Genomic DNA, 25855 nt, shown 5'->3' with positions numbered 1-25855 from the left:
AAGGACTTCATGAACGGTATTCCACAAACGGATCAGGACGCGCGGCATACGCTGCTGCGTTACAAACGGTCTGCGACCGGCCTGCTGGCAGCCATGGCCGGGCTGACGGTGGCGGGTTACGCCCTGCCGCAGATGGGCTGGCTGGCGGACCGTCCGTGGCTGGAAATCCTGCGCTCGGGCACCAAGGCGGGGGTCGTGGGGGGGCTGGCGGACTGGTTTGCCGTGACCGCGCTGTTCCGCAGGCCCATGGGGCTGCCGATTCCCCATACCGCCATCCTGCCCGCGCAGAAGGAACGGCTGGCGCAGGCGCTGGGGCGCTTCGTCTCGACCAACGTGTTCACGGAGCATGAGGTCGAGGCCGCATTCAACCGCATCGACCTGCCTGCCATCCTTGGCAACATACTGCAGGAACCGGAAACGGCGGACATGATCAACCGCGCCGTGCTGGGATCGGTGCCGCACGTGCTGGACCGGCTGGAGGACGGGCGGGCGAGTTCCGCCATCGCGCGCATGCTGCCGACCCTGCTGGGGGGGGAGGAAATCGCCCCCGTCATTACCCGCAGCCTGCGCGCGATGGTGGAAGGGGACTGCCACCAGGAAGTGCTGTCGTTCCTGCTGTCGCGGCTGAAGGAAGGCATCAAGGCCAAGGAACCCGCCCTGCGCATGATGATCGAGGAACGCGTGCGCGAACAGGGCGGCCGCGTGCTGGGCTGGGCCATTGGCGGGTCGATCGCGACCAAGGTGCTGCTGGCCGCGGGGCAGGAACTGGACCGCATCGACCCGCAGAATTCAGAATTGCGTGAAGGCTTCACCACATGGGTCCGGGCCGAGATCGACCGGATCGAGCAGGATCCGGTGCGCCGGCGCGATATCACGGACGCCGTGATGGGCGTGCTGACCCATGACAGCGTGCGTGGCTGGAGCAGTGACGTGTGGCACCGCCTGCGCCGCCTGATCGAGGAAGACATGGACAAGGGGGATCGCGGATGGCTGTCCTCCATTGTGCGTGACGCACTGCAGCGCCTGGCGGAACAGATGTATCATGACGCCACCATGCGCAAACGGATCAATGATGGCGCGCGTGGCATGATCATGAGCAGCCTGCCGTTCCTGCGCGACCGCATGTCGCGGTTTATTTACTCGGTGGTCAATGGATGGGATGCGGAAAGCCTGAGCGACCGCCTGGAACTGCGTGTAGGTAAGGATCTGCAATATATCCGGCTGAATGGCACGCTGGTCGGGTTTCTGGCCGGGTGCGGGCTGTCCGTGCTATTACAGCTGATATTCGGGACCGGTATCGGATAGGGCAGGGTTGCATGCAACGATTGGACTTGACGACGCGTGGCTGGTAGCCCATCTGAAACTTCAGGAAACAGTACTGTTTCGGTCCAATTATGCAGGCGGGCCGGAACAGGCGGGAGAGCGGAATGCTGAAACTGTCGAAACTGACCGATTATGCCGTCGTGGCTCTGGTCCGGCTGGGACAGAAGGAAGAGGTCACGACCTCGCCTGTCCTGTCGCGTTCGACCGGCATTCCCGAACCCACCGTGGCCAAGGTGCTCAAGATTCTCGCGACACAGGGCATCGTGACATCACAGCGCGGCGCGCGGGGCGGCTACAGGCTGGCCCACCCGCTGGAGGAAATCTCCATCGCGACCGTGATCCAGGCGATCGATGGTCCCATATCGCTGACGACATGCGTGGATGGCGGCGATTGTGACGCCCGGTCCACCTGTGGCCTGGGCGGGCAGTGGGACATGGTCAACGCCGCCATCCGCAACGCCCTGTCCGCCATCACGCTGGCGGACATGAAGAACCATACAGTCACTGACAGACTGGGCGGCCTGCGCGCGCCGTCCATGCCCGGCGGGCCCGCGGCCACGGCCTGAAACAGGGGGAGGAAAGACACATGCCGGCAGTAGCCGAAACCCGCAAGACGGTCGAAACCCTGGGTCAGAACACCTATAAATGGGGGTTCGAGACCGATATCGAAATGGATATCGCCCCCAAGGGCCTGAACGAGGACACGATCCGCCTGATCTCCAGCCGCAAGAAGGAGCCGGAATGGCTGCTGGAATGGCGGCTGAAGGCCTACCGTTCATGGCTGGAAATGCGCGAACCCACATGGGCCAAGGTCAGGCACCCGCCCATCGATTACCAGGACGTGCATTACTACGCCGCCCCGCGCAGGAAACCCGGCCCCAAGTCGCTGGAAGAGGTCGATCCCGAACTGCTGCGCACCTATGAAAAGCTGGGCATCCCGCTGCATGAACAGGCGATGCTGGCAGGCGTGGAAGTGCCCGAAGGCCAGGAGGCGCGCGCGCCCGTCGCGGTGGATGCGGTGTTCGACAGCGTGTCCGTCGCCACCACCTTCCGCAAGACGCTGCAGGAAGCGGGCGTGATCTTCTGCCCCATTTCCGAAGCGGTGCAGGAACATCCCGAACTGGTGCGCCGGTACCTGGGCAGCGTGGTGCCAGTGACCGATAATTTTTACGCCGCGCTGAACGCCGCCGTGTTTACCGACGGCTCCTTCGTGTTCGTGCCCAAGGGTGTGCGCTGCCCGATGGAGCTGTCCACCTATTTCCGCATCAATGCGCGGAATACCGGACAGTTCGAGCGTACCCTGATCGTGGTGGAAGATGGCGCGTCCGTTTCCTACCTTGAAGGCTGCACGGCGCCGATGCGCGATGAAAACCAGCTTCATGCCGCCGTGGTCGAACTGGTGGCGATGGAAGATGCATCGATCAAGTATTCCACCGTGCAGAACTGGTACCCCGGTGATGAGAACGGGAAGGGCGGCATCTACAACTTCGTGACCAAGCGCGGCGCGTGCCGCGGGGCGCGGTCCAAGATTTCATGGACGCAGGTGGAAACCGGGTCGGCCATTACGTGGAAATACCCGTCATGCATCCTGCAGGGTGAGGGATCGGTGGGGGAATTCTATTCCGTCGCGGTGACCAACAACCACCAGCAGGCCGATACCGGCACCAAGATGATCCATATCGGGCGTAATACGCGTTCGACCATCATCGCCAAGACCATCAGCGCGGGGCAGTCCGACAGCACCTATCGCGGGCTGGTGCGCATGATGCCCAAGGCATCGGGCAGCCGTAACTTCACCCAGTGCGACAGCCTGCTGATCGGTGACCGTTGCGGGGCGCATACCGTGCCCTATATCGAAAGCCGCAACATGTCCGCGCGCGTGGAGCATGAGGCGACGACATCCAAGATATCGGAAGACCAGCTGTTCTACTGCCGCCAGCGCGGCCTGTCGGAAGAGGACGCTGTGGGCCTGATCGTGAACGGGTTCTGCAAGGATGTCCTGAAGGAACTGCCGATGGAATTCGCGGTGGAAGCGCAGAAGCTTCTGCAGATCAGCCTAGAAGGCAGCGTGGGCTAACAGGGATTCAAAGACGTGAGCAAGCAATTCGTAAGCATCAATGGCCTGTGCGCCCGCATCTCGGACGGGGAGACCCACAAGGAAATCCTGCGTGGGGTCGATCTGGAAATCCCGGCGGGCGAGGTCCACGCCATCATGGGGCCGAACGGTTCGGGCAAGTCCACCCTGTCCTATGTGCTGGCCGGGCGCGAGGATTACGAGGTGACCGGCGGGTCGGCTACCTTCAAGGAGCAGGACCTGCTGGCGCTGGAACCCGAGGAACGCGCCGCCCTTGGCCTGTTCCTGGCGTTCCAGACGCCGGTTGAACTGCCGGGCGTGAACAACGCCAACTTCCTGCGCACCGCCGTCAACGCCGTGCGCCGCGCACGTGGGCAGGAGGAACTGGACGCCGTGGCCTTCCTGAAAGCCGTGCGCAAGGAAACCAGGCATCTGTCCATGTCGGATGAAATGCTCAAGCGCAACGTCAATGTCGGCTTTTCGGGTGGTGAGAAAAAGCGCAACGAGGTGCTGCAGATGCGCATGCTCCAGCCGTCCTTCGCCATTCTGGACGAAACGGATAGTGGCCTGGACATCGACGCCCTGCGCATCGTGGCTGAAGGCGTGAACTCCCTGCGTTCGCCTGATTTTTCGGCGCTGGTCATCACCCATCACCAGCGCCTGCTGGATTATATCGTGCCCGACCGCATCCATGTGATGGCGAAGGGCCGCATCATCCACAGCGGTGGTCCCGAACTGGCCAAGCAGCTTGAGGCGCAGGGTTATGCCCAGTTCCTGTCGGAGGCGGCGTGAACGCCATTGCACCGGTCGGGGTCAATGCCTCAGCCTTTCTCGACCGGGGTGACGTAACGGGCAATGCGCAACGGCAGAAGGCTGCCGATTTCCTGCGCCATGTCGGCCTGCCACGCGTGGGCGTGGAGGCGTGGAAATACACCTCCCTGCGCGCACTGGCGGACGTGCCGTTCACCGCCGCGCCGCACGCGACGGATGACAAGGCCGTTGATACCCTGCTGGCGGAAATCGAGACCATTTCCGGCCTGGGCGCCGGGGCCAGCCGTGTGGTGTTCGTGAACGGGTATTTCGATGCCGGTCGTTCACGCCTGCCCAGGGGCGTCAGGGTTTCGACGCTGGCCGCCGGCACGCTGCCCGATGACGGGATCGACCCGGTGGGGGATGTCACCACCGCGCTGAATACCGTCCTTGCGCGCGACGGGCTGGATCTGGTCGCGCCCGCGGGTGTGGATGGTGGCTGCCTGCTGCTGGTCAGCATTGGCCAGACGGGGGAGGCCGAGCCGGTTTCCTTCCACCCGCGCCACCGCATCGTGGTGGAAAAGGGCGGGCGCCTGGCGCTGCTGGATGCATCGGCCGGGCGGGGGCAGTACCTGCACAATCCGCTCTATGACATTGCGGTGGCGGATGAAGGCTACCTGTCCCATGCCCGCGTTCAGGCAGAAGGCAGGCAGGCGGTGCATCTGGCGGTCAGCCATGCCCGGGTTGCCGCCGGTGGCGTCTATGACAGCTTTACGCTTACGCTTGGGGCCAGCCTGTCGCGGCATGAAGTCCATGCCGGACTGACACAGCCGGGGGCCAGCGTGCATGTCAACGGCGCGCAGCTCCTGTCCGGCCACCAGCATGGCGACCTGACCAGCGTGATCACGCATGCCGCCCCGGACTGCGTATCGCGCCAGACGATCAAGAACGTCCTGTCCGACCACGCGCGTGGCGTGTTCCAGGGCAAGATCCTGGTTGAGCGTATCGCCCAGAAGACCGATGGCTACCAGATGAACCAGGCGCTGCTGCTGTCCGATGGTGCGGAAATCGACGCCAAGCCGGAACTGGAAATCTACGCCGATGATGTGAAATGCAGCCACGGCGCCACCGTTGGCGCGCTGGATGATGACCAGCTGTTCTACCTGCGCAGCCGTGGCATCCCGGATACTGCCGCGCGCTCCATCCTGATCCGCGCCTTCCTGCATGATGTCGTGGACCAGATTGATGACCAGCGGCTGAAGGATAGCCTGAACCTTGCCGTCGAGGCATGGTGGACGCGGGAGGTCGCATGATGGACCAGACTGTCGCCAGCCCCACGGACATCGCGGGCAGCCTGCGCCACATCCGGGCCGATTTCCCGATCCTGTCGCAGAAGGTGCATGGCAAGGATCTCGTGTTCCTTGACAGCGCCGCGTCCGCACAGAAGCCACGGCAGGTCATCGACGCCATGGCGGACACCATGCGCACCCAGTATGCCAACATCCACCGTGGGCTGTACTGGATGAGCGAACGCACGACGGAAGCCTATGAAGCCGTGCGTGATCAGGTGGCGGCCTTCCTTGGTGCGCAGGCGCGGGAGGAAATCGTTTTCACCCGCAACAGCACGGAAGCCATAAACCTTGTCGCCCATTCCTTTGGCACCCTGCTGAAGCCGGGACAGGTGGTGCTGGTGTCCGAAATGGAACACCATGCCAACCTCGTTCCGTGGCAGATGCTGCGGGACCGCACGGGTATCGAACTGCGCGTGACCCCCATTACCGATGACGGGGCGCTGGACATGGACGCCCTGGCGCGCAACCTGTCCGACGGGCGGGTGGCGCTGGTGGCGATCACCCACATGTCCAACGTGCTGGGCACGATCACGGATGCCCGCGCCATTGCCGACATGGCGCATGCGGCGGGCGCGAAGGTGCTGTTCGATGGCAGTCAGCTTGCCGTGCACCGTCGTGTGGATGTGCGTGCGCTGGATGCGGATTTCTATGTGGTGACCGGGCACAAGCTGTATGGCCCGACCGGCATTGGCGTGCTGTGGGCACGGCGCGAGATCCTTGACGCCATGCCGCCCTTTCTTGGTGGCGGCGACATGATTTCCACCGTGTCGTTCGAACGGTCGACATGGGCCAGTGTCCCGCATAAATTCGAAGCTGGCACCCCCGCCATCATCGAGACCATTGGACTGGGCGCTGCCCTTGCCTATATCGAATCCATAGGGTTTGACGCGATTGGCGCGCATGAGGAAGCCCTGACGGCCCATGCGCTGAAGGTGCTGGGCAATGTCAGCGGCCTGAAGGTGATCGGGACGGCACCGGATCGTGGCGGGGTGATTTCGTTCACCATGGACGATGTCCACCCGCATGACATCGCCACCCTGCTGGATCGCAACGGCATTGCGGTGCGGGCGGGACATCACTGTGCCGAACCGCTCATGCGCAGGTTGGGGGTTGCGGCCACGGCACGGGCCAGTTTCGGCATTTATACCACGCCCGGGGAAATTGACTTCCTGGCCGCCACGCTGGAACAGATACGCAGCTTTTTTGTCTGATGGCGTGATATTCATGGCGCAGGATGATCTGTATCGCACCGTGGTGCTGGAACGGGCCAGAACGCCGCGTTACGCAGGCCCGCTGGCGGGTGCGCAGTTGCACGGGGAAGGATCGAACCCCCTGTGTGGTGACCGGGTGAAGCTGCAGGCCGGTGTCGATGCGCAGGGCCGGGTTACGGCATTGCGGCATGAAACGCGGGGCTGCGCGATCTGCGCGGCGTCTGCGGATCTCATGGCGGAACGGGTGGCCGGACAGGATCGCGCGCGGATCAGCCAGATGCATGCGGAACTTGTGACAGCCGTTGAAACAGGTATAGCCCCCGAGGGCTTGGGCGAACTTTCGGTTTTTGCGCCATTGCACCGGCATCGTTCGCGTATTCGCTGCGCAATGCTGCCGTGGTCGGCGCTGATCGGGATGCTCAATGATGATAAAGACAGGTGAAGGTCTCATGGACGAGAAAAATCAGGTAGAGCCTGCCATCGGCATGGCAGAGGGAGCCGGGCATTTCTCCCTTGAGGCCGAAGACACGCCCAGCCCCAAGGCTGAACCCGTATCAACGTGGACACCGGACGGGGAAAAACCGAACGATTCCCCCGCCAGTACCAGCATACCGGACGAGGAAACGGTCATCGCCGCGATCGCCACGGTGTATGACCCGGAAATTCCGGTCAATATCTATGAACTTGGCCTGATTTACGCCATCGACCTGCATGAGGATGGATCGGTCAAGGTCGAGATGACGCTGACCGCCCCCAACTGTCCCAGCGCGCAGGAACTGCCCGTGCAGGTCAAGGAGGCGGTGGAAAAGATCGATACGGTCACCACCGCCACGGTGGAAATCGTGTGGGAGCCGCCATGGGACATGTCGCGCATGAGTGAAGATGCGCGTCTTGCCCTGAACATGTTCTGAACCCAGCAAGGGGAACGTGCCATGACTGAACAAAACGCCACGACCGCCACCGCTACTGCCACCCCGCGTCGGGCATTGCCGCCGCTTATGACCCTGACGGACCGGGCGGCGCAGCGGCTGGAAAAACTGTACCAGACCAATCACGCCGGGCACCTGCTGCGCATCGCCGTTTCGACCAAGGGCTGTTCAGGCCATGCCTATGACATGAGCTTTGTCGAGCAGGCCGGTCCGGGCGACGAAGTGGTGGTGGACAAGGGGGTGACCCTGCTGGTGGACCGCAAGGCGACGCTGTTCCTAATCGGATCGGTGATGGATTATGAGGTCAAGCAGCTTGAATCCGGCTTCACCTTCAGCAATCCCAATGAAAAGGGGCGCTGTGGCTGTGGGGAAAGCTTTCACGTCTAACGCATTGATGAAAAAGCAATGAAAGTTTATGGGTGCCGCCTTTTTGAAAAAAGCTTCACCAGAAACTTTCTTGCCTTCAGCGTCGGTTACGCCGGTTTGCCTCCGGCAGGGTCAGCACGCATACGGACTCGACTTCCGCTGACCACAGGAACTGGTCAATGACCGTCACGCTATCCAACTGGTAGCCAGCATGGCGCAGGGGCAACAGATCCCGTTGCAGGGCTACGGGATTGCAACTGACATAGATGATGCAGGGTGGCTTGCCTGCCACGATCTGGGCAATCTGCGCACCGGCCCCGGCATGGGGCGGGTCCAGCACGATGGCTGCCGCCTTTGCCAGATCGGTCGCCATGACCGGCTGGCGGTTCAGGTCACGCAGCGCGGGCAGGACACGCGTGCCGCCACTGGCCTGTTTCAGGCAGGCAAGCGCCGCACGATCACCTTCATAGGCATGGACCTTGGCATGCTCGGCCAGCGCGAAGGATAGCGTCCCACACCCCGCATATAATTCGATAATGCCAGCCTTGAGGCCCTTGCGCGGCAGGCCCGCCAGCACCGCAGCCTTGATAAAGGCTTCACCCGCCCGTGCGGGCTGCAGGAAGGCACCCGGCGGCGGTACGACACGCACGTCATCAAAATGATGGAAAACCGGCCCGGTCAGGGCCAGGGTCTCCGGCGGGCGGCCCTGCAGTGAAATGCGCGGGATGCCATGCGCCTTGCCAAACTGCGCCAGGATACGGCGGTCATTGGCATCTGGCGTGCCATCCATCGTAATCAGCAGGTCGGGACCGCTATCCAGCAGGTTGATCTGGATATCACCCCCCGCATGCACGGCCGGAAGTGAATGCAGCAGGGCGCGCAGGGGTGTCAGCAGGGCGAAAAGCGTGGGATCGAGCAATGTGCATTCGCGCATGTCCACCACATCGCCACGACGGCGGTGCAGCCCCAGCATGATCTGTTTTCCGACCCGGCGGAAGGCCAGGTCCACCCGGCGCCTGCCATGCGGGCTGACCTGATGGGCCTGTGGCGCTGGAATGGCGTCGAATCCAACATGTTGCAGGGACTCGACAACGCGACCTGTTTTCCAGTCCAGCAGGGCAGGTAGCGCCATGTCCTGAATGCGGCAGCCACCACAGGTGCCGAACAGGTGACAGGGGGCGGGCACGCGATCCGCCCCGGGTATCACCACGTGATCAAGCGTCCCGCGTGTGCCGTCATGTGCCGCGAGCACGATTTCATCACCCGGAACCGTGCCGGATACGAATATCCGGCCTTCTGGGGTCTGGGCTATGCCATCCCCATCATTGCCGAGCGCCACCACCCGGATGGCATGCGCCACTGCGTTTTCCATTTCCTGTTATCGCCAGAAGGACAGACTGCTTATTCGTCCGCCGGAATAACGGATTTTTCCCGGCGCGGCAGTTGCATGAAGGCCGGGACGTCATTGCCAAAGCCGGTGACAGGCTGGTCAGGCGCGGACGGGAGCAGGCCGGAGTCGCGACGCGTGGATGGCGCTGCGGAAGAACCGCCAGCCGCACTGCCCTGCGACCTGCGCGATTTGCGTGGGGCGGGGGCTTTTTCCTCAGCCGTGGCGGGTGCCGCAGGCGGCTCCGGCGTGGCTGTTGCGGCATTGCTCTTGCGGGCGGGCTTGCGACGGCCATTGCCGGTGCGGGGCTCTTCCGACCATTCCAGCGTTTCCACGCCGGGAATTTCGATTCGGGGAATGGGCTTGCCTGTCAGTTTCTCGATGGCCTGGACCAGCGCCTCTTCATCCGGCGTGGCCAAGGTATAGGCGTGGCCGGTGCGACCCGCACGGCCGGTACGGCCGATTCGGTGGACGTAATCCTCGGCATGGAACGGCACGTCGAAATTGAACACATGCGACAGGCCGCCGATATCGATCCCGCGTGCCGCAATGTCGGAGCAGACGAGGATCTTCAGTTCACCGCTCTTGAACGCTTCAAGCGTCGAGAAACGCAGCGACTGCGCCAGGTCACCATGCAGGGCGCCTGCGGAAAAACCATGCTTGATCAGGGATTTGCACAGCACGTCGACATCACGCTTACGGTTGCAGAATACGATGGCGTTCTGCATGTCCGCCGCGTTCAGAAGCTTGCGCAGCGCGCGGCGCTTTTCCCTGGCATCGACGATGGCCAGTCCCGTCTCGATGGTTGACGCAACGGAGGAGGGACGGCTGACCGTGATTTCCTTTGGGTTGCGCAGGAACATATCCGCAAGCCTGCGGATTTCCGGCGCCATGGTGGCGGAGAAGAACATGGTCTGGCGCAGTGGCGACAGCATGCCCACGATCTTCTCGATATCGGGAATGAAGCCCATGTCCAGCATGCGGTCCGCTTCGTCGATCACCAGCAGTTTGGTCTGGGTCAGCAGCAGGCCGCCGCGTTCAAACAGGTCGATCAGCCGGCCCGGGGTCGCGATCAGCACGTCAACGCCACGGTTCAGCACTTCCTTCTGCTCGGCCATGCTTTCGCCACCGATCAGCAGCGCGTGGGTCAGCTTGAGATGCTTGCCGTAATTGACGAAATTTTCCGCCACCTGCAGCGCGAGTTCACGCGTGGGCTCCAGGATGAGCGAACGCGGCATCCGCGCCCGTGCCCGTGAGCCGGACAGGATTTCCAGCATGGGCAGGGTGAAGGACGCGGTCTTGCCGGTCCCGGTCTGTGCGACACCCAGAACGTCGCGCCCCATCAGCACATACGGGATGGCCTGCGCCTGGATGGGGGTGGGATGACGGTATCCCATCTCATCAATCGCCTGCTGGATGGGTTCGGACAGGCCGAGTTCGGAAAACAGGGGCTGTGCCTCCTGTTCCGGGGCGTCTTCCGGTGTGGGGGTATCAGTAGGGGCGACCCCGTCCGTGCTGGTGGCGGGGGCCGGGGCTGCCGCCTTCTTTGCGGAGCGGGCCGGGGCGGAGGGCGTTTTTTTGGCGCTCAAATTACTCTCGAACGTATCAGCAGATGAATATGGCCCCGTCCGATTGCCACCGTGTCGCGCTGTATCAGGCTGCCGTCCCTGATGTACCTGCAGCAATGCAGGGAAGGGGAGTGCGGCATGTCCGGGTCAGATACCCTGCTGTGCCACATTCCCTGTGCCTACCCATATTTGCAACGGAAATCAAGGGGACGTGAGGATTGTCCCCGTAATTTCAGAACGGATGGGCAAGGCAGCCACAGATGATGGTCAGCACGCCGATGCCCGTGTTGACCATGACCAGCGAGCGGATCGAGTCGAACGTGCCCTGCTGCGGGCGCAGCGCGCGGCGCGCCTTCTGGTAGGGACCGAAATAGATACGGGCGAAAATGCCGGCCATGATCAGCCCGAACAGCTGCATGAGGTTGATCGGCCATGGCACCACTGCAAACCCGCCATCGTGATAAATCAGGAGCCAGCCCGTAATCAGCACCGTCGGCATGGTATGCCATACGATACGGAAAAAACGGTTGAGCGTCTGCAGGTGGACGGAGGCGCGCTGCGTTCCATCCAGCAGGCTGAGGCTGGGCTTGAGCACGAAAGCCGCATAGATCATGCCGCCAACCCAGGCCGCCATGCCGGTTATGTGGAGTGCGAGCACAAGGCTCCAGACTATGGAATAGGACATGACGCCTCCCTGCGGGGTGGATGGGTAAAGAGAACAGTCCCTGCCATGGGGCAGGATGCGGAATGCTTGTTTCCCCATTCCTGTATCATGTGCAAGGCCAGTCACGCAGCCAAAGTTGCCAGAAGGGGGAAGGACATCATGACTATGGATGAAACAGCACGGACGGCCGCGCGCCACCTGCTGCTGCCCACGCCTGATGAAATGGGGCGGATCGACGCCGCGGCCGCCCGCCACGTGCCGGTGGCCGTGCTGATGGAAAACGCGGGCCGGGCCGTCGCCCGCGCCATCCGGCGGCACATGCGTTCGTGCCGCGTGCTGGTGCTGTGCGGTCCCGGCAATAACGGCGGTGACGGGTACGTGACCGCGCGCAGGCTGGCGGAGGAAGGCTGGCCGGTATCGGTCGCGGAAATGGCGCCACCGCATTCCGGTGGCGATGCCGCCGCGGCCGCAGCGTTGTGGCAGGGGCCGGTCGTGGCGTTCACGCCCGAAAACGCCGCCCGTTTCGACCTGGTGGTCGATGCGGTGTTCGGCGCGGGGCTGAGTCGCGACATCGCCCCGGACGTGGCGGATGTGCTGAAGGCGGCCCCCCGCCTGGTCGCCATCGACATGCCAACGGGCGTGGACGGGGCGACCGGTGCGGTCCGGGGATATGCGCCACAGGTGGAGATGACGGTCACGTTCTGCCGGCTCAAGCCCGGGCACCTGCTGCTGCCCGGCCATACGCTGTGTGGCCGGACCGTGCTGGCGGATATCGGCATCGGGGAAGACGCGGTGGCGTCGGTGCCGATTCGGACATGGCATAACGCGCCGGGCCTGTGGCGCACGCCCGCATGCGGGCCGACCAGTTACAAATACAGCCGTGGCGTCGTCAGCATATGTGGCGGGCGTGAAATGCCTGGTGCGGCGCGCCTGTCGGCGGCGGGCGCGCGGGCGGCGGGCGCGGGCCTGGTGCGCCTGGCGGCGGGTGACGGCGCGGAGGTGTACCGCATGACCGCGCCGCCGGGGCTGATCGTGGATTCCGGCGCGCTGGACGACCTGCTGCACGATACGCGGCGTCATGTCTGGGTCTGCGGGCCGGGCCTGTCGGTGGATGAGGTGGCGGCGACCTTCCCGGCGCTGGTGCATGCGGGCCGGGACGTGATCGCCGATGCCGGGGCGTTCACCATGGCGGCGGGGCAGCCCGACCGGCTGAAAGGGGCGGCCATCATCACCCCGCATATCGGCGAGTTCTCGCGCGTGTTCGGCAGGCCGGGGCCGGATCGCGTGGCGGCCGCGCGGCAGGCGGCGGCGCGGACGGGGGCCGTGACCGTCATGAAGGGGCCGGACACCATCATCGCCAGCCCCGACGGGCGTGTCGCGATCAACAGCCACGCCACCCCCATGCTGGGCACGGCTGGGTCGGGCGATACGCTGACGGGAATCATCGCGGCCATGCTGGCGGCGGGCATGCCGCGCTGGGATGCGGCCTGTGCAGGGGTGTGGATGCATGGCGATGCGGCGCTGCATGCCGGCGAGTGGCCGGTAGCCGAGGATTTTGACCGCCATCTGGGGGCGGCGAGGGCGCGCGCGGAAGCAGAGGTAAAAAAAGTTTTCGGCTGAAAACGCCATTCGGGCCGCGTGGGATATTGCCCCGTGGCCAATGGTGCGCTAAAGCCCCGAGCTTACAGCCTGGGCACAGTGCGGGCGTGGTGGAATTGGCAGACACGCCAGATTTAGGTTCTGGTGACGCAAGTCGTGGGGGTTCAAGTCCCTCCGCCCGTACCAAGATCCCGGCAAGTCGCGTTATGCGAGCAGACGTGGTGGCCTGACCGGCCTATTGCGTTCTTTGACACGTTCTGACCGAGAGGATGGCCTGGCAGATGCAGGTTACTGAAACGCTTTCCGATGGCCTGAAGCGCGGGTTTACCGTTACGGTGCCTGCCGCGGAAATCGAGAGCAAGCGCACCGCGCGCCTGAAAGAAGTTGGACAGTCCATGAAGCTGCCGGGCTTCCGCCCCGGAAAGGTGCCGATGAGCATCCTGCAGCAGCGTTTTGGTGAATCTGTTCAGGGCGAGGTCCTGGAGCAGGTTGTAAGCGACGCAACCCGCACCCTGCTGGATGAGCGCGGCCTGCGCCCGGCCATGCAGCCCAAGGTTGACCTGGTTTCCGGCAGCGAGCCGGGCAGCAAGGAAGACCTGAAGTTCACGGTCGAGTTCGAGGTCCTGCCCGAGATCACCATCCCCGACCTGTCGGACCTGTCGCTCGTGCGTCTCAAGTCCGAAGTGAACGCCGAGACCGTGGACAAGGCCCTGACGGAAATCGCCAGCCGCCAGCGTGAGTTCGAGAAGGTCGAGGAAGACCGCCCCGCCGCCAATGGCGACGTGGCCGTTGTTGACTTCGTGGGCAAGATCGATGGCACGGCGTTCGAAGGCGGCTCCGCCGATGACGTGAGCGTCGAGCTGGGTGGCGCAGGCTTCATCCCCGGCTTCGCCGAGCAGATCGAGGGCATGAAGGTCGGTGACGAAAAGGTGATCACCGTGACCTTCCCCGCCGATTACGGCGCGGAGCACCTGGCGGGCAAGGAAGCCAGCTTCGACATCAAGCTCAAGGAACTCCGCCGTCCGGTCGAGGCCAAGATTGATGACGAACTGGCCAAGAAGCTGGGCTTCGACGGGCTGGAGCAGGTGCGTGAACTGATCTCCAAGCAGGTTGGTCAGGAATACGAACAGCTGTCCCGCCTGCGCCTGAAGCGCGAACTGCTGGACAAGCTGGCGGAAAAGACCGATTTCGAAGCGCCTCCGGGCATGGTTGACGCCGAATTCGCCCAGATCTGGAACCGCATCGAGGAAGACCGCAAGGCCGGTCGCCTGGATGAGGAAGACAAGGACAAGGACGAGGACACGCTGCGCGCCGACTATCGCAAGATTGCCGAGCGCCGCGTGAAGCTGGGTCTGCTGCTGGCGGAAATCGGTCGTGTGAACAACATCACCGTGACGCAGGAAGAAATCGTGCATGCGGTGCGCGCCGAAGCGGCACGCTATCCCGGTCAGGAACAGGCCGTGTTCGAGTACTTCTCCAAGAACCCGCAGGCCGTTGACAGCCTGCGTGGCCCGATCTTCGAAAACAAGGTCATCGACTACATCGTCGAACTTGCGAAGGTCGAGGACAAGGAAGTGACGCCGGAAGAACTGGCTGAAATGCCGGAAGCTGACGTCTGATCCGCTTTCGCGGCATAGGTAGCGCATACGGCGCGCGGAAGGCGACTTCCGTGCGCCGTATGTGTTTGCGGACAGGGGAACGCGCACAGTTTGTCACCCCTGTTCATGGCAAAATGACAGGGGTGGGGTGGTATCTGGCGTGTTTGTCTCTATTTTGTCATAAGTAACCGGGAAGGGTCCGGCTGCGCCCGCGTTGTCCGCGCATCTCTTGCCGGTGATCGCGCGCAGGGCGGATCCTTGCTTTTCAGGACGGGAATATGGCTATGAGGGATCGGGATCCCGTAGAGATCTTCAATAACGCTCTGGTGCCCATGGTGGTGGAGCAGACCTCCCGCGGGGAACGGGCATTCGACATCTATTCCCGCCTTCTGCAGGAACGGATCATCTTTCTGACCGGACCGGTCTATGATCAGGTTTCCGCCCTTGTGTCGGCGCAGCTGCTTTATCTGGAAAGCGTGAACCCGAGCAAGGAAATCTCGTTCTACATCAACAGCCCTGGTGGCGTGGTGTCGGCGGGACTGGCGATTTACGACACCATGCAGTACATCCGCTGCCCCGTCAGCACGGTGTGCATCGGGCAGGCGGCGTCCATGGGGTCGCTGCTGCTGGCCGGTGGGGAAAAGGGACGGCGATTCGCCCTGCCGAATTCCCGCGTCATGGTGCACCAGCCTTCGGGCGGCGCGCAGGGACAGGCCAGCGATATCGAGATCCAGGCACAGGAAATCCTGACCATCCGCAAGCGCCTGAACGAGATCTACAAGGAGCATACCGGCCGCACGCTTGAGGAAATCGAGCAGAAGCTGGAACGCGACAGCTACATGTCGGCGGAAGAAGCGCAGGCATTCGGTATTGTCGATGAAGTGGTCCGTCGTAACGTTGCATCAAAACCTGCGGAGTAATCTGCAAAAGGAAGCGCACGCGCAGGTGCGCTTCCTGCCCCTGTGGGTGAAAATCACCTGCGGCGTGCCGTGCCCCCGTGGCCCGGCCGCAAGGTATGGAGAAGTTCCCCCGCGTGGGAATAGGAGCGGTTATGAATAACAAATCCGGCGATTCCAAAAATACGCTTTACTGCTCGTTCTGCGGCAAGTCGCAGCATGAGGTCCGCAAACTGATCGCCGGTCCCACCGTGTTCATTTGCGATGAATGCGTCGAATTGTGCATGGATATCATCCGTGAGGAACACAAGACGCATCTGGTCAAATCACGCGACGGCGTGCCGACGCCGCGGGAAATCTGCAAGATTCTGGATGACTATGTCATCGGGCAGGGACATGCGAAAAAGGTGCTGTCAGTTGCGGTGCATAACCACTACAAGCGCCTGGCCCACGCCCAGAAGAACAATGATGTCGAGATCGCGAAGTCCAACATCATGCTCATCGGGCCGACGGGCTCGGGCAAGACGCTGCTGGCGCAGACACTGGCCCGCATCCTGGACGTGCCCTTCACCATGGCCGACGCCACGACCCTGACCGAAGCCGGTTACGTGGGCGAGGATGTGGAGAACATCATCCTCAAGCTGTTGCAGGCCGCCGACTACAACGTGGAGAAGGCGCAGCGCGGCATTGTCTACATCGATGAGATCGACAAGATATCGCGCAAGTCGGACAATCCCTCCATCACCCGCGACGTGAGTGGCGAAGGCGTGCAGCAGGCGCTGCTGAAGATCATGGAAGGCACTGTCGCCTCCGTGCCGCCGCAGGGCGGGCGCAAGCATCCGCAGCAGGAATTCCTGCAGGTCGATACCACCAACATGCTGTTCATCTGCGGTGGTGCGTTTGCGGGGCTGGACAAGATCATCAGCGCGCGCGGCAAGGGTTCGGGCATCGGCTTCGGTGCGGATGTGCAGTCGCCTGATGAACGGCGCATGGGTGCGGTGCTGCGTGACGTGGAGCCCGAGGACCTGCTGAAATTCGGTCTGATACCGGAATTCATCGGTCGTCTGCCCGTGGTCGCGACGCTTGAGGACCTTGATGAGGCCGCCCTGATCGAGATCCTGACCAAGCCCAAGAACGCGCTGGTCAAGCAGTATGCCCGCCTGTTCCAGATGGAAGACGTGCAGCTGACCTTTACCGAGGACGCGCTGCGTCAGGTGGCCCAGCGCGCCATTGCGCGGCGGACCGGCGCGCGTGGCCTGCGCGCCATTCTGGAAAGCATCCTGCTGTCGACCATGTTTGAACTGCCCGGCCTGAAAAATGTCGAGGAAGTCGTGGTCAACAAGGAAGTGGCCGAAGGCAAGGCGCAGCCTGTCTACGTGTATGGGAAGAACCAGCCGGCCGAACAGTCTGCCTGACGGCAGGGCCGGTTTACGCCGAAATGCCATCGCCGGACTTGTGGTGGTGGCGCGTCGTGACAACATGAAGTGAAGTTGTCGCATATGCGGCGCGACGGATGGGCAGGCCGCAATGTTCGGGTGCCCGTCCGGGATCGTCCATCAGGAGGTCGAAAAAACAACATGTCTGAAACTGACAGGCTGAATCCCGTCCCCGACGGGACGGAAACGACGGACAACAATATGGTAGCCAATCCGCCCCCCGCCCAGCGTGAGACGGAAGAAACGGCCAGCGCACATGATACGATTGCGGTGCTGCCGCTGCGGGACATTGTCGTTTTCCCGCACATGATCGTGCCGCTGTTCGTGGGTCGTGAAAAATCCGTGCGCGCGCTGGAAGCCGTGACGCGCAGCGACAAGCAGATCCTGCTGGTCGCACAGAAGAACGCGGCGCAGGATGACCCCACGCCCGACGATATCTATCGCTACGGCACCGTGTCCACCATCCTGCAGCTGCTCAAGCTGCCCGATGGCACGGTGAAGGTGCTGGTTGAAGGGGGCCGTCGTGCCCACATCACCGCCCTGCATGAAGTCGATGGCCATTTCGAGGCCGAGATCGAGGACGTGCCCGAGCAGGAAACCGATGGCAAGGAAGCCGAGGCCATCGGCCGCACGCTGATTGGCCAGTTCGAGCAGTACATCAAGCTGAACAAGAAGATCGCGCCAGAGGTGCTGGTCTCGCTCAACCAGATTTATGACCTGTCCAAGCTGGCGGACACCATTGCCAGCCACCTGAACCTGAAGATTCCCGAAAAGCAGGAAATCCTTGAAATCCAGGACGTGAATGCACGTCTGGAGCGGGTTTTCGCGCACATGGAAGCCGAAATCGGCGTGCTGCAGGTGGAAAAGCGCATCCGCAACCGCGTGAAGCGGCAGATGGAAAAGACGCAGCGCGAGTACTATCTGAACGAGCAGCTTAAGGCGATCCAGAAGGAACTGGGCGAAGGCGAGGACGGCAAGGACGAAACCGCCGAACTTGAGGAAAAGATCGCCAAGACCAAGCTGAGCAAGGAAGCGCGTGAAAAGGCGGTGGCCGAGCTGAAGAAGCTGCGGACCATGAGCCCGATGTCCGCCGAATCGACGGTGGTGCGCAACTACCTCGACTGGATCCTTGGCATTCCGTGGAAGAAGCGTTCCAAGGTGCGCCACGACCTGTCCGAAGCCCAGAAGGTGCTGGATACCGACCATTACGGCCTGGAGAAGGTCAAGGAACGCATCATCGAATATCTGGCGGTACAGAGTCGCGCGCAGAAGCTGAAGGGTCCGATCCTGTGCCTGGTGGGACCGCCGGGCGTGGGCAAGACCTCGCTGGCCAAATCCATCGCCAAGGCGACGGGGCGGCAGTACGTCCGCATGTCGCTGGGTGGCATGCGCGACGAGGCCGAGATCCGTGGCCATCGCCGGACCTATATCGGTTCCATGCCGGGCAAGATCATTCAGGGGATGAAGAAGGCCAAGACCTCGAATCCGCTGTTCCTGCTGGATGAAATTGACAAGCTGGGCGCGGACTGGCGCGGTGACCCGTCTTCCGCCCTGCTGGAGGTGCTGGATCCGGAGCAGAATTCGACCTTTGGCGATCACTATCTGGAAGTCGACTACGACCTGTCGGACGTGATGTTCATCACCACGGCCAACAGCCTGAACATGCCCCAGCCGCTGCTGGACCGCATGGAGATCATCCGCCTGTCCGGCTACACGGAAGACGAGAAGGTCGAGATCGCCAAGCGCCACCTGCTGTCCAAGCAGACCGGGGCGAACAACCTGAAGCCCGGCGAATGGTCGGTGTCGGATGATGCGCTGCGCGAACTGATCCGCAGCTACACGCGTGAAGCGGGCGTGCGTAACCTGGAGCGCGAGATCGCGACCCTGGCGCGCAAGGCCGTGACCGAAATCGTGACAGGCAAGGCCAAGACCGTGGCGATTACGGCCGACAACCTTGAAAAATACGCAGGCGTGAAGCGCTTCCGTCATGGCGAGACCGAGTCGGAAGACATGGTCGGAGTCGTGACCGGGCTGGCATGGACCGAGGTGGGTGGGGAAATCCTGACCATCGAAAGTGTGATGGTGCCCGGCAAGGGCAACATCAAGCTGACCGGCAAGCTGGGCGACGTGATGAAGGAAAGTGTCGCCGCGGCCCTGTCCTATGTCCGCAGCCGCGCCGTGACGTTTGGCATCAGCCCGGACCTGTTTGAAAAGCGTGACCTGCACGTGCATGTGCCCGAAGGGGCCACGCCGAAGGACGGTCCGTCCGCCGGTATCGCCATGGCGACATCCATCGTCAGCGTGATGACGGGCATCCCGGTGCGCCGCGATGTGGGCATGACGGGTGAAATCACGCTGCGTGGCCGTGTCCTGCCCATTGGCGGGCTTAAGGAAAAGCTGCTGGCGGCCCATCGTGCGGGGCTGACCACCATCTTCATTCCCAAGGATAACGAGAAGGACCTGGTGGATATTCCCGAAGTCGTGACCAGTGCCATGACCATACTGCCGGTCTCGCATGTGGATGAGGTGATCGGGCAGGCGCTGGTGCACAAGCCAGAGCCGATCGAGTGGACGGAACCGGTGGCATCAGGCACCAAGGAAGGCACGGCAGCGCCTGCCCTGACGCATTAAGCAGGGGTGGGTGGTCGCAAAATTGTCATGATGGAGGGGAATGACGGATTTTCTCTGTCATTCCCCGAATTCTGTCGGTTGACGTGAGAAAAAACAGCGGCATAGTGCGTGCAGAAATGCGGCGCGACTTTTGAATGATTGCGTAGGCGCACAGTACAAAGAAAGGCGTAAAATGGAGAAGCCACTTAACAAGCAGGAACTCGTCGCTGCGGTAGCCGAGGAAGCCGATCTGGCCAAGGCAAAGGCTGGCGAAGTGGTTGATGCGGTTTTCGGTGCGATCGAAAAGGCGCTTGCTAGCAAGCAGGAAGTCCGTCTGGTTGGTTTTGGTACGTTCGTGACCGCCACCCGCAAGGCGGCCAAAGGGCGTAACCCCCGCACGGGTGAACCGCTGGACATTCCAGCTTCCACGTCCGTGCGTTTCAAGCCGGGCAAGAACCTGAAGGAAGCAGTCAGCAAGTAAGGCTGACTGATTTTTCAGGAAAAAAAGAAGGGGCAATCCATTTTTTGGGTTGCCCCTTTTTTTACAATCGCCTAGTAGGGTCGCGGGCGATTAGCTTAGCGGTAGAGCATCTCGTTTACACCGAGAGGGCCGGCGGTTCGATCCCGTCATCGCCCACCATATTTCCCATGCCTGCATACAGGCAGGGACATGCACCACGCGGGTGTAGCTCAGTTGGTTAGAGCGCCGGCCTGTCACGCCGGAGGTCGCGGGTTCGAGCCCCGTCACTCGCGCCATTACGGCACAATCCATATGCTTCTACGCCACGCCAGATGCAGCCGCACTGGCGTTTTTTTGTGCCCCGGGTTTCACACGGAAAAATGAAAACAATAATTCGTGCCATTTAAGTAATGGTCACATAATATTGACGAAAATGGTCCGGTATACATCCTCACAGTAATGTTCACCAAAGAACACGGTTAAGTAACTGTTCCCACCAGCATGTTGGGTCTAGCATCCCCGAAGCCATACATAAGTCGATCAAGACACCCGATGGCGGATTAACAGGTTGGGAACACGGAAGATGCATTCCGTTATCGCTGATTATTTGCCCGTACTCATATTCGGGTGCATTGCGGTAGTGATCGCAGGCGCGATGCTTGGCAGTTCATTGCTGTTTGGCCACCAGAAACCCTATGCCGAGAAAACGTCCGCATACGAATGTGGTTTCGAGGCATTTGATAATGCACGCCATCGTTTTGACGTGCGGTTCTATCTGGTGGCGATCCTGTTCATCATTTTCGATCTGGAGGTCGCATTCCTGTTTCCGTGGGCGGTCAGCCTGTCACGGATCGGGTGGTTCGGTTTCGCGTCCATGATGGGCTTCCTGGGCGTTCTGGTGGTCGGCTTCATTTATGAATGGAGCAAGGGCGCGCTGGACTGGGATTGAGCATGACAAGGGGAGGCGCGCCAATGGGCGGCAACGATACATCCTGGCCGGACCGGCCTGCGGACAGTATTGCATGGAACCGGGAAATGCTGCCGCCGGGACCACAGCAAGACGCGGTGATCAAGGGCATAACCGGTGAAATCACCGAAAAGGGCTTTGTGGTCGCAAGTCTGGACAAGCTGGTGAACTGGGGCCGGACCGGCAGCCTGTGGCCCATGTCGTTCGGGCTGGCATGCTGCGCGGTGGAAATGATCCATGCCTACATGCCGCGCTATGACCTGGACCGCATGGGCATCATCCCGCGCGGGTCGCCACGCCAGTCGGACGTGATGATCGTGGCGGGCACGCTGACCAACAAGATGGCCCCGGCGCTGCGCCGCGTCTATGACCAGATGGCCGAGCCACGCTGGGTCATCTCCATGGGATCATGCGCCAATGGCGGCGGGTATTACCATTATTCCTATTCGGTGGTGCGCGGCTGTGACCGCATCGTGCCGGTGGATGTGTACGTGCCCGGCTGCCCCCCCACGGCGGAGGCGCTGATCTACGGCATTCTGCAACTGCAGAAGAAAATTCGCAGGACAGGGACAATCCGCCGTGGCTGATCCCGCAAGCATTCCCCCCGTGTCCGTGCCGCGCGCCGTGTCCGGCCCGCTGGGCGCCATTGCCTTCCGCCTGTCCACCGCGGTGCCGGGCATCATTTCAGCCGGGATCGAGAAGGGCGAACTGGTGGTGCGCACCACGCGCCATCGCCTGCTCGATCTCATGACCATGCTACGCGATGACCCGCGCTACGCCTGCCAGCAGGTGATGGATATCTGCGGCGTGGATTTTCCTGAACGGGCCGAGCGGTTCGACGTGGTCTATAACCTGCTGTCGGTTACCCATAACCACCGCATCCGCGTGATCGTGACGACGGACGAAACATCGCCCGTGCCATCGGTCCACCAGCTCTGGCCCGCGGCCACGTGGTGGGAACGCGAATGCTATGATCTGTTTGGCGTGCTGTTTACCGATCAGCCCGACCTGCGGCGCATCCTGACCGATTACGGGTTTGAGGGCCATCCGCTGCGCAAGGACTTCCCGCTGACCGGCTATGTCGAACTGCATTACGACGAGGAACGGCGGCAGGTGGTCTATGGCCCGGTCGATCTGGTGCAGGATTTCCGCAATTTCGATTTCGAATCCCCATGGGAAGGCATCCTGACCCTACCGGGCGATGAAAAGGCGCATGCCGACCGCCAGGACATGAAACGACAGGGATAGGCGACAGATGAGCGACGTAACCCTTCGTAGTGATACGGATATTCCCGACAGCATGCTGCCGGAAGACAGTGACGGCGAGGTGAAGCGGCATGTGGTGGAAATTGATTCCCACGCGCTGAACTTCGGCCCCCAGCATCCTTCCGCGCACGGTGTGCTGCGGCTGATCCTGGAGATGGAGGGCGAGGTCGTCGCCCGTGCCATTCCCCATGTCGGCCTGCTGCATCGCGGCACGGAAAAGCTGATCGAATACAAGACGTATCCCAAGGCGCTGCCGTATTTCGACCGCCTCGATTACGTCTCGCCCATGTGTGAGGAGCAGGCCTTCGCGCTGGCGGTGGAAAAGCTGCTGAATATCGAGGCCCCGGAACGCGCCAAGTGGATCCGGGTCATGTTTGCCGAGATCACGCGCATCCTGAACCATATCCTCAACCTGACATCCTTCGGGCTGGACTGCGGCGCCCTGACGCCCGCGCTGTGGGGGTATGAGGAACGCGAAAAGCTGATCGAGTTCTATGAAGCCGCATCCGGCGCACGGTTCCATGCCAATTACGTCCGCCCCGGCGGCGTGGCGCGTGACCTGCCCGCCGGGCTGGAGGAACGTATTGCCGACTGGGCGCGGACCTTCCCCAAATGGATTGACGACCTTGAATCGCTGCTGACCAGTAACCGCATCTGGAAACAGCGCACGGTGGGCATCGGTGTGTTCACCACCGAACAGGCGCTGGCCTGGGGTTTCAGTGGCCCGTGCCTGCGGGCATCGGGCGTGCCATGGGACCTGCGCCGCAGCCAGCCCTATGACAATTACGACAAGGTTGAATTCAACGTGCCCGTGGGCCGTCAGGGCGACTGTTATGACCGCTACCTGATCCGCGTGGCGGAAATGCGTGAAAGCGTGCGCATCATCAACCAGTGCCTGGAGCAGATCCGCCCCGGCCCGATCAAGGTGCGCGACCACAAGATCACGCCCCCGCCGCGGCGCGAGATGAAGCGTTCGATGGAAGCGCTGATCCATCACTTCAAGCTGTTTACCGAAGGCTATCACGTGCCGCCGGGCGCCACCTACACCGTGACCGAAACGCCCAAGGGGGAATTCGGCGTGTATCTGGTGGCCGATGGCAGCAACCGGCCGTATCGCTGCAAGATCCGGCCCACGGGTTTTTCCCATCTCCAGGCAATCGACGAGATGTCGCGCCGGCACATGCTGGCGGATGCCGTGGCCATTATCGGGTCGCTCGACCTGGTATTTGGCGAGATTGACAGGTGACCGACATGTCCGTCCAGTCCAACGCGCCTGATGGCGTGGAACCCACCCATTTTGAATTCGACCACGACAGCGAGCAGCAGATCGCGGTCATCCTTGCCAAATACCCGCCCGAACGGAAGGCAAGCGGCGTGCTGCCGCTGCTGTATGTGGTGCAGAAGCAGATGGGCCGCCAGACCGGCAGCGCGTGGATCCCCCGCGTGGCCATGGATGTGGTGGCCGAACGGCTGGAAATGGCCCCGATCCGGGTTTACGAGGTCGCGACCTTCTACCTCATGTTCAACACCAGGCCGATCGGTCGGTACCACCTGCAGGTCTGCACCACCACGTCGTGCTGGCTGCGCGGGTCGGATGACGTGACGGCGGCGTGCAAGGCGGCGACGGGCATCAGGGCGTTTGGTGAAACCAGCGCCGACGGCCTGTTCACCCTGACCGAGGTCGAATGCCTGGGCGCGTGCGCCAATGCCCCGATCCTGCAGGTTGATGATGATTATTACGAAGATCTGGACGGCCCGCGTACCGAGGAACTGATCGCCGCACTCAGGCGCGGTGAACGTCCCGCGCCCGGTCCCACCATCGACCGCCTGAACTCCGCCCCCGCCGGTGGACGCAAGGTGCTGGTGGATGACGTGGCGCGCAAGCCGCAGGGGCAGGGGTAAAGAGCATGTTGCAGGACAAGGACCGTATCTTCACCAACCTGTATGGCCAGAATGACTGGACGCTGGCAGGCGCCCGCGCCCGTGGCGACTGGGACGGCACGGCGGACATACTGGCGCGCGGGCGGGACGCCATCATCAGCGAGATGAAGGCATCCGGCCTGCGTGGGCGCGGTGGGGCGGGTTTTCCCACCGGTGTCAAATGGTCGTTCATGCCCAAAAAGAATGACGGGCGGCCGCATTACCTCGTCATCAATGGCGATGAGTCGGAACCCGGCACCTGCAAGGACCGCGAGATCCTGCGCCATGACCCGCACAAGCTGGTGGAAAGCGCGCTGATCGCCTCCTTCGCCATGGGGGCACACGCGGCCTACATCTACATCCGTGGCGAGTTCTATAACGAGGCCATGCATCTGCAGCACGCCATTGACGAGGCGTATGCGGCGGGCCTGATCGGCAGGAATGCCTGCGGTTCGGGCTGGGACTTCGATTTCTACATCCACCGGGGTGCGGGTGCGTACATATGCGGTGAAGAAACCGCCCTGCTGGAAAGCCTGGAGGGCAAGAAGGGCCAGCCGCGCATGAAGCCGCCATTCCCGGCGGCGATGGGCCTGTATGGCTGCCCCACCACGGTCAACAACGTGGAAAGCATTGCCGTTTCCGCCACCATCCTGCGGCGTGGCGCGGCCTGGTTTTCGGGGCTGGGACGGCCCAATAACGCGGGCACCAAGCTCATGGCCGTATCGGGCCACGTCAACACGCCATGCGTGTTTGAAGAAGAGCTGGGCGTGCCGATGAAGGAACTGATCGAAAAGCATGGCGGCGGCGTGCGCGGCGGGTGGGACAACCTGCTGGCGGTCATTCCCGGCGGCTGTTCGGTGCCCATGCTGCCGCGCGACGTGTGCGACACCGTGCTGATGGATTACGACAGCCTGCGCGCCGAGGGCTCCGGCCTTGGTACCGGCTGCATGATCGTGATGGACAAATCCACCGACATCATCGCCGCGATCGCCCGGTTCTCGAAATTCTTCAAACATGAAAGTTGTGGCCAGTGCACCCCGTGCCGCGAGGGCACGGGCTGGATGATGCGCATCATGGAACGCATGGTCGAAGGCCGCGCCGAAATCGAGGAAATCGACATGCTGGAACAGGTCACCCGGCAGGTGGAAGGACATACCATCTGCGCGCTGGGCGATGCGGCGGCGTGGCCGATACAGGGGCTGATCCGTCGGTTCCGCCCGGTCATGGAAGAACGCATCCATGCCTACAAGGCCGCCCATGGCGGCACGCGACCCGCGCAGGTGCCCGTGGGCCTGGTTGAAGCTGCGGAGTAGGAACAGTGGTAAAAGTAACCGTTGACGGTATTCCGGTGGAGGTCGCAGCCGGTTCCTCCGCGCTTCAGGCGTGTGAGGCGGCGGGCAAGGAAATTCCGCGTTTCTGTTATCATGAACGCCTGTCGGTGGCGGGCAACTGCCGGATGTGTCTGGTTGAAGTGGCGGG

At 62.4% G+C, this 25855-nt stretch carries 24 protein-coding genes, 3 tRNA genes and 1 pseudogene (1 of these 28 running past the window's edge); 25 read left to right on the top strand and 3 right to left on the bottom strand.

What is annotated here, in order from left to right; translation table 11 throughout:
• Positions 1-9: 9 nt before the first annotated feature.
• From GEU01_RS07550 to GEU01_RS07510, 9 genes are all read left to right on the top strand, one after another.
• The gene (locus GEU01_RS07550; RefSeq protein WP_019085591.1) at positions 10-1305 is read left to right on the top strand and encodes a DUF445 domain-containing protein; all 1296 of its coding nucleotides are present in this window, start codon (positions 10-12) and stop codon (positions 1303-1305) included.
• A gap of 122 nt (positions 1306-1427) precedes the next feature.
• Positions 1428-1889: an SUF system Fe-S cluster assembly regulator gene (locus GEU01_RS07545; RefSeq protein WP_010506403.1), complete on the top strand. Its 462-nt coding sequence runs from the start codon at positions 1428-1430 to the stop codon at positions 1887-1889.
• 20 nt (positions 1890-1909) lie between these two features.
• Entirely contained in the window at positions 1910-3400 is a 1491-nt protein-coding gene (gene sufB / locus GEU01_RS07540) for a Fe-S cluster assembly protein SufB (RefSeq protein WP_010506401.1), read from the top strand.
• 15 nt (positions 3401-3415) lie between these two features.
• Entirely contained in the window at positions 3416-4189 is a 774-nt protein-coding gene (sufC, locus tag GEU01_RS07535; protein WP_019085590.1) for a Fe-S cluster assembly ATPase SufC, read from the top strand.
• The gene (sufD, locus tag GEU01_RS07530) at positions 4186-5460 is read left to right on the top strand and encodes a Fe-S cluster assembly protein SufD (RefSeq protein ID WP_019085589.1); all 1275 of its coding nucleotides are present in this window, start codon (positions 4186-4188) and stop codon (positions 5458-5460) included. Before sufC ends, sufD begins: the two co-directional genes overlap by 4 nt.
• Positions 5460-6710, top strand: a complete 1251-nt coding sequence (locus tag GEU01_RS07525; RefSeq protein WP_026018579.1) for an aminotransferase class V-fold PLP-dependent enzyme — start codon at positions 5460-5462, stop codon at positions 6708-6710. The genes sufD and GEU01_RS07525 overlap by 1 nt, the downstream gene beginning before the upstream one ends.
• A gap of 13 nt (positions 6711-6723) precedes the next feature.
• Positions 6724-7152 (top strand): Fe-S cluster assembly sulfur transfer protein SufU, encoded by a 429-nt coding sequence (gene sufU / locus GEU01_RS07520; protein ID WP_026018578.1) that lies wholly within the window; start codon positions 6724-6726, stop codon positions 7150-7152.
• Positions 7153-7159: 7 nt separating this feature from the next.
• Positions 7160-7621 carry an SUF system Fe-S cluster assembly protein gene (locus GEU01_RS07515; protein WP_019085586.1) on the top strand — a complete coding sequence of 154 codons (462 nt, stop codon included), beginning with the start codon at positions 7160-7162 and terminating at the stop codon, positions 7619-7621.
• Between the two features lie 21 nt (positions 7622-7642).
• Positions 7643-8026: a HesB/IscA family protein gene (locus GEU01_RS07510; RefSeq protein ID WP_026018577.1), complete on the top strand. Its 384-nt coding sequence runs from the start codon at positions 7643-7645 to the stop codon at positions 8024-8026.
• Positions 8027-8102: 76 nt separating this feature from the next.
• Here the strand turns inward: GEU01_RS07510 and GEU01_RS07505 are convergent, their stop codons facing one another.
• The 3 genes from GEU01_RS07505 to GEU01_RS07495 form a co-directional block, all read right to left on the bottom strand.
• Complete coding sequence (locus GEU01_RS07505) at positions 8103-9377, bottom strand: class I SAM-dependent RNA methyltransferase (RefSeq protein WP_019085584.1); 1275 nt, start codon at positions 9375-9377, stop codon at positions 8103-8105.
• Between the two features lie 29 nt (positions 9378-9406).
• A complete protein-coding gene (locus GEU01_RS07500) occupies positions 9407-10981 on the bottom strand; it encodes a DEAD/DEAH box helicase (RefSeq protein ID WP_019085583.1) in 1575 nt (524 codons plus the stop codon).
• 211 nt (positions 10982-11192) lie between these two features.
• Positions 11193-11645 carry a CopD family protein gene (locus GEU01_RS07495; RefSeq protein ID WP_010506382.1) on the bottom strand — a complete coding sequence of 151 codons (453 nt, stop codon included), beginning with the start codon at positions 11643-11645 and terminating at the stop codon, positions 11193-11195.
• A 138-nt stretch (positions 11646-11783) separates the two neighbouring features.
• Here GEU01_RS07495 and GEU01_RS07490 point away from each other — a divergent pair, with 138 nt between their 5' ends.
• The 16 genes and pseudogenes from GEU01_RS07490 to nuoG form a co-directional block, all read left to right on the top strand.
• Positions 11784-13244 (top strand): NAD(P)H-hydrate dehydratase, encoded by a 1461-nt coding sequence (locus tag GEU01_RS07490; RefSeq protein ID WP_081499945.1) that lies wholly within the window; start codon positions 11784-11786, stop codon positions 13242-13244.
• 80 nt (positions 13245-13324) lie between these two features.
• A tRNA-Leu gene (locus GEU01_RS07485) sits at positions 13325-13409 on the top strand.
• 95 nt (positions 13410-13504) lie between these two features.
• Positions 13505-14842, top strand: coding sequence for a trigger factor (gene tig, locus GEU01_RS07480; RefSeq protein ID WP_010506378.1), 1338 nt, complete (start codon positions 13505-13507; stop codon positions 14840-14842).
• A gap of 263 nt (positions 14843-15105) precedes the next feature.
• The gene (locus GEU01_RS07475) at positions 15106-15741 is read left to right on the top strand and encodes an ATP-dependent Clp protease proteolytic subunit (RefSeq protein WP_010506376.1); all 636 of its coding nucleotides are present in this window, start codon (positions 15106-15108) and stop codon (positions 15739-15741) included.
• Between the two features lie 131 nt (positions 15742-15872).
• The gene (gene clpX / locus GEU01_RS07470) at positions 15873-17132 is read left to right on the top strand and encodes an ATP-dependent Clp protease ATP-binding subunit ClpX (protein ID WP_010506375.1); all 1260 of its coding nucleotides are present in this window, start codon (positions 15873-15875) and stop codon (positions 17130-17132) included.
• A gap of 222 nt (positions 17133-17354) precedes the next feature.
• Positions 17355-19784, top strand: coding sequence for an endopeptidase La (gene lon, locus GEU01_RS07465; protein ID WP_373321392.1), 2430 nt, complete (start codon positions 17355-17357; stop codon positions 19782-19784).
• A gap of 172 nt (positions 19785-19956) precedes the next feature.
• Positions 19957-20244 (top strand): HU family DNA-binding protein, encoded by a 288-nt coding sequence (locus GEU01_RS07460; protein WP_007399823.1) that lies wholly within the window; start codon positions 19957-19959, stop codon positions 20242-20244.
• Between the two features lie 84 nt (positions 20245-20328).
• Positions 20329-20403 (top strand) — tRNA-Val (locus GEU01_RS07455).
• A 39-nt stretch (positions 20404-20442) separates the two neighbouring features.
• A tRNA-Asp gene (locus GEU01_RS07450) sits at positions 20443-20519 on the top strand.
• A gap of 287 nt (positions 20520-20806) precedes the next feature.
• Positions 20807-21172, top strand: coding sequence for an NADH-quinone oxidoreductase subunit A (locus GEU01_RS07445; protein WP_010506373.1), 366 nt, complete (start codon positions 20807-20809; stop codon positions 21170-21172).
• 23 nt (positions 21173-21195) lie between these two features.
• Positions 21196-21777, top strand: coding sequence for a NuoB/complex I 20 kDa subunit family protein (locus tag GEU01_RS07440; RefSeq protein ID WP_019085578.1), 582 nt, complete (start codon positions 21196-21198; stop codon positions 21775-21777).
• A complete protein-coding gene (locus GEU01_RS07435; RefSeq protein WP_010506369.1) occupies positions 21770-22438 on the top strand; it encodes an NADH-quinone oxidoreductase subunit C in 669 nt (222 codons plus the stop codon). Before GEU01_RS07440 ends, GEU01_RS07435 begins: the two co-directional genes overlap by 8 nt.
• Before the next feature lie 7 nt (positions 22439-22445).
• Positions 22446-23702 (top strand): NADH-quinone oxidoreductase subunit D, encoded by a 1257-nt coding sequence (locus GEU01_RS07430; RefSeq protein WP_019085577.1) that lies wholly within the window; start codon positions 22446-22448, stop codon positions 23700-23702.
• 5 nt (positions 23703-23707) lie between these two features.
• A complete protein-coding gene (locus GEU01_RS07425) occupies positions 23708-24358 on the top strand; it encodes a complex I 24 kDa subunit family protein (RefSeq protein WP_019085576.1) in 651 nt (216 codons plus the stop codon).
• Positions 24359-24363: 5 nt separating this feature from the next.
• Positions 24364-25689 (top strand): NADH-quinone oxidoreductase subunit NuoF, encoded by a 1326-nt coding sequence (gene nuoF, locus GEU01_RS07420; protein ID WP_019085575.1) that lies wholly within the window; start codon positions 24364-24366, stop codon positions 25687-25689.
• Between the two features lie 5 nt (positions 25690-25694).
• Positions 25695-25855 (top strand): annotated as a pseudogene (gene nuoG / locus GEU01_RS07415) (NADH-quinone oxidoreductase subunit NuoG); it runs 1904 nt beyond the window's last position.

This window comes from Komagataeibacter europaeus LMG 18890 (assembly GCF_000285295.1).
GTDB classification, from domain to species: domain Bacteria; phylum Pseudomonadota; class Alphaproteobacteria; order Acetobacterales; family Acetobacteraceae; genus Komagataeibacter; species Komagataeibacter europaeus.
The sequence above is the reverse complement of the archived record's forward strand: the minus strand, read 5'-3'. Positions and strand labels throughout refer to the sequence as shown.

Coding starts and splice junctions, on each gene's coding strand:
- GEU01_RS07550 (WP_019085591.1), top strand. CDS start 10: ATGAACGGTATTCCACAAACGGATCAGGACGCGCGGCATACGCTGCTG.
- GEU01_RS07545 (WP_010506403.1), top strand. CDS start 1,428: ATGCTGAAACTGTCGAAACTGACCGATTATGCCGTCGTGGCTCTGGTC.
- sufB (WP_010506401.1), top strand. CDS start 1,910: ATGCCGGCAGTAGCCGAAACCCGCAAGACGGTCGAAACCCTGGGTCAG.
- GEU01_RS07525 (WP_026018579.1), top strand. CDS start 5,460: ATGGACCAGACTGTCGCCAGCCCCACGGACATCGCGGGCAGCCTGCGC.
- sufU (WP_026018578.1), top strand. CDS start 6,724: ATGGCGCAGGATGATCTGTATCGCACCGTGGTGCTGGAACGGGCCAGA.
- GEU01_RS07515 (WP_019085586.1), top strand. CDS start 7,160: ATGGACGAGAAAAATCAGGTAGAGCCTGCCATCGGCATGGCAGAGGGA.
- GEU01_RS07510 (WP_026018577.1), top strand. CDS start 7,643: ATGACTGAACAAAACGCCACGACCGCCACCGCTACTGCCACCCCGCGT.
- GEU01_RS07505 (WP_019085584.1), bottom strand. CDS start 9,377: ATGGAAAACGCAGTGGCGCATGCCATCCGGGTGGTGGCGCTCGGCAAT.
- GEU01_RS07495 (WP_010506382.1), bottom strand. CDS start 11,645: ATGTCCTATTCCATAGTCTGGAGCCTTGTGCTCGCACTCCACATAACC.
- GEU01_RS07490 (WP_081499945.1), top strand. CDS start 11,784: ATGACTATGGATGAAACAGCACGGACGGCCGCGCGCCACCTGCTGCTG.
- tig (WP_010506378.1), top strand. CDS start 13,505: ATGCAGGTTACTGAAACGCTTTCCGATGGCCTGAAGCGCGGGTTTACC.
- GEU01_RS07475 (WP_010506376.1), top strand. CDS start 15,106: ATGAGGGATCGGGATCCCGTAGAGATCTTCAATAACGCTCTGGTGCCC.
- clpX (WP_010506375.1), top strand. CDS start 15,873: ATGAATAACAAATCCGGCGATTCCAAAAATACGCTTTACTGCTCGTTC.
- lon (WP_373321392.1), top strand. CDS start 17,355: ATGGTAGCCAATCCGCCCCCCGCCCAGCGTGAGACGGAAGAAACGGCC.
- GEU01_RS07460 (WP_007399823.1), top strand. CDS start 19,957: ATGGAGAAGCCACTTAACAAGCAGGAACTCGTCGCTGCGGTAGCCGAG.
- GEU01_RS07445 (WP_010506373.1), top strand. CDS start 20,807: ATGCATTCCGTTATCGCTGATTATTTGCCCGTACTCATATTCGGGTGC.
- GEU01_RS07440 (WP_019085578.1), top strand. CDS start 21,196: ATGGGCGGCAACGATACATCCTGGCCGGACCGGCCTGCGGACAGTATT.
- GEU01_RS07430 (WP_019085577.1), top strand. CDS start 22,446: ATGAGCGACGTAACCCTTCGTAGTGATACGGATATTCCCGACAGCATG.
- GEU01_RS07425 (WP_019085576.1), top strand. CDS start 23,708: ATGTCCGTCCAGTCCAACGCGCCTGATGGCGTGGAACCCACCCATTTT.
- nuoF (WP_019085575.1), top strand. CDS start 24,364: ATGTTGCAGGACAAGGACCGTATCTTCACCAACCTGTATGGCCAGAAT.